This is a genomic window from Kitasatospora sp. NPDC056783 (genome assembly GCF_042789895.1).
GTDB lineage: Bacteria > Actinomycetota > Actinomycetes > Streptomycetales > Streptomycetaceae > Kitasatospora.
Window position 1 is genome coordinate 1 of the sequence record NZ_JBHUAF010000632.1, and the last position, 2534, is coordinate 2534.

Here is a 2534-nt window from a genome sequence, read left to right on the forward strand (position 1 = left end):
GGGAGGTCACCCGCTGGTCGCGCTGCGCCCGGGTGGTCGACCCGCTGACCCTCGCGCCCGCCCTCGGCGGTGCCCAGTGAGGCAGCTGACCGCCCAGTACCGCGGCCACGAGCGCAGCGTCCGGCTGCTGATGGTCAACCAGTTCACCATCAACCTGGGCTTCTACATGCTGATGCCCTACCTGGCCGCCCACCTGTCCGGCGGCCTCGGCCTGGCCGGCTGGACGGTCGGGCTGGTGCTCGGGGTGCGCAACTTCGCCCAGCAGGGCATGTACCTGGTCGGCGGCACGCTGGCCGACCGGTTCGGCTACAAGCCGTTGATCGTCGCGGGCTGCCTGCTGCGCACCGGCGGCTTCGCCGCGCTCGGCGTGTCGTCCTCGCTGCCCGCCCTGGTGGCGGCCTCGGCGGCCACCGGCCTGGCCGGGGCGCTGTTCAACCCGGCCGTCCGGGCGTACCTGGCGCGGGACGCGGGCGAGCAGCGGGTGGCCGCGTTCGCGCTGTTCAACGTGTTCTACCAGGCCGGTATCCTGCTCGGCCCGCTGGTCGGCATGGCGCTGACGGCGGTGGACTTCCGCGCCACCTGCCTGGTCGCGGCCGGGGTGTTCGCGGTGCTCAGCGCGGTGCAGATCCGCTCGCTGCCGGCCCGCCGGGGGGCCGAGCCGGCCGGCGGACCGGAGCGCGCCGGCGTCCTGCGGCAGTGGCGCGGGGTGCTGGCCAACCGTCCGTTCCTGCTGTTCGCGGCGGCGATGACCGGCTCGTACGTGCTGTCCTTCCAGGTCTACCTGGCGCTGCCGCTGGAGGTCCGCCGGCTGGGCGGCGACGGCACCGGCGGGACGGTGGCCACGGCGCTGCTGTTCGCGGTGTCCGGGCTGGGCACGATCCTGCTCCAGACCAGGGTCACCGCCTGGTGCCGGGCCCGGACCGCGCCGGGCACCGCCCTGGCCGCGGGGGTGGCCGTGATGGGCGGGGCGTTCCTGCCGCTGCTCGCCGCCTCGGCCCTGCCCGTCCCCGGGTCGGGCCCCGGGCGCTGGGCGCTCGCCGCCGGGCCTCCGGCGCTGGCCGCGTTCCTGCTGGCGCTGGGCACCATGCTCGCCTACCCGTTCGAGATGGACACCGTGGTGCGGCTCTCCGGGGACCGTCTGGTCGCCACCCACTACGGGCTCTACAACACCGTCTGCGGGGTCGGCATCACCGTGGGCAACCTGCTGACCGGCGCGGCCCTGGACGCCGCCCGCGCGGCCGGGCTCGCCGCGCTCCCCTGGCTGGCGCTGTGCGCCCTCGGAGTGTTCTGCGCGCTCTCGCTGCGCGCCCTCCACCGCGACCGGCGGCCGGCGGGCCCCGAGCCGGTGCCCGCCGGGTAGCGGACCGGGTAGCGGCCGGCCGGCGGGCGGGTGACCGCCTCCGAACGGCGGACCCGTGGACTCCCAAGGTCCACGGGTCTGCCGACACCCCATCAGAAAGCTTGTACCGAACGGTCAGTTTTCACATACTTCCGGTCAGTGCCTGTCAGGAGCAGATCATCCGCCGCGCTCACGGAGAGCACCGGCCGAAGTCCGCCCACCGCCTGACCGCGCTTCACGGCCCCAACCCTCAGGGCCGCTCGCTCCCGGAGGAGATCGGTGAGGACCATGCGCAGAACCCCCCGCACCACACGCCGCTTCCGCCTGCTCGCCACGGCCCTCGGCCTGCTGACCGCCACCGCGGTCGCCGTGCCGGGCGCCACCGCCGCTCCCACCGGCGCCGTCCGGCCGGAGCAGCTCACGGCGGTCAGCGACGCCATCCTGAAGGCCGAGGTCGACGGCACCGCCTGGTACGTCGACGAGGCCGCCGGACGGGTCGTGGTGACCGCCGACAGCACCGTGTCCCCGATCTCGCTCGGCAAGCTGATGAGCGCCGTCGGCCCCAACGCGCCCACCGTGGCCATCCACCGGGTCCCCGGGGTGTTCAAGCCCCTGGTCGCCCCCGGGGACGCCATCTACGGCGGCCAGTACCGCTGCTCGCTCGGCTTCAACGTGGTCAGCGGCAGCACCTACTACTTCCTCACCGCCGGGCACTGCGGCAACGTCGCCCCCGACTGGTACACCGACCTCGCGCACAGCAACCGGATCGGTCCCACCATCAGCTCCACCTTCCCCGGCCACGACTACGCCCTGGTCCGCTACGACAACTCCGCGCTCAGCCACCCCGGCGGCTTCAACTCCGCCCCGAACGCCTTCATCGGCGAGTCGGTCCTGCGCACCGGGTCGACCACCGGCACCCACGGCGGCACCGTCACCGGGGTCAACGCCACCGTGCGCTACACGGACGGCGGCATCGTCACCGGCCTGATCCAGACCAACGTCTGTGCCGAGGCCGGCGACTCCGGCGGCCCCCTGTTCGACGGCGACAAGGCGCTCGGTCTCACCTCGGGCGGCAGCGGCGACTGCACCTCGGGCGGGACGACCTTCTACCAGCCGGTGAACGCGGCGCTCACGGCGTACCACGTGAACGTGTTCTGATCCCGCACCACCGACCGCCGGCCCGCTGCCCGGTCTG

The 2534-nt window shown here is 74.2% G+C and carries 2 protein-coding genes; both read left to right on the forward strand.

What is annotated here, in order from left to right:
- Window positions 1-130 precede the first annotated feature (130 nt).
- A complete protein-coding gene (locus ACFRMQ_RS40070; protein WP_380735838.1) occupies window positions 131-1360 on the forward strand; it encodes an MFS transporter in 1230 nt (409 codons plus the stop codon).
- 258 nt (window positions 1361-1618) lie between these two features.
- Complete coding sequence (locus ACFRMQ_RS40075) at window positions 1619-2497, forward strand: S1 family peptidase (protein WP_380735837.1); 879 nt, start codon at window positions 1619-1621, stop codon at window positions 2495-2497.
- Window positions 2498-2534: the final 37 nt, after the last annotated feature.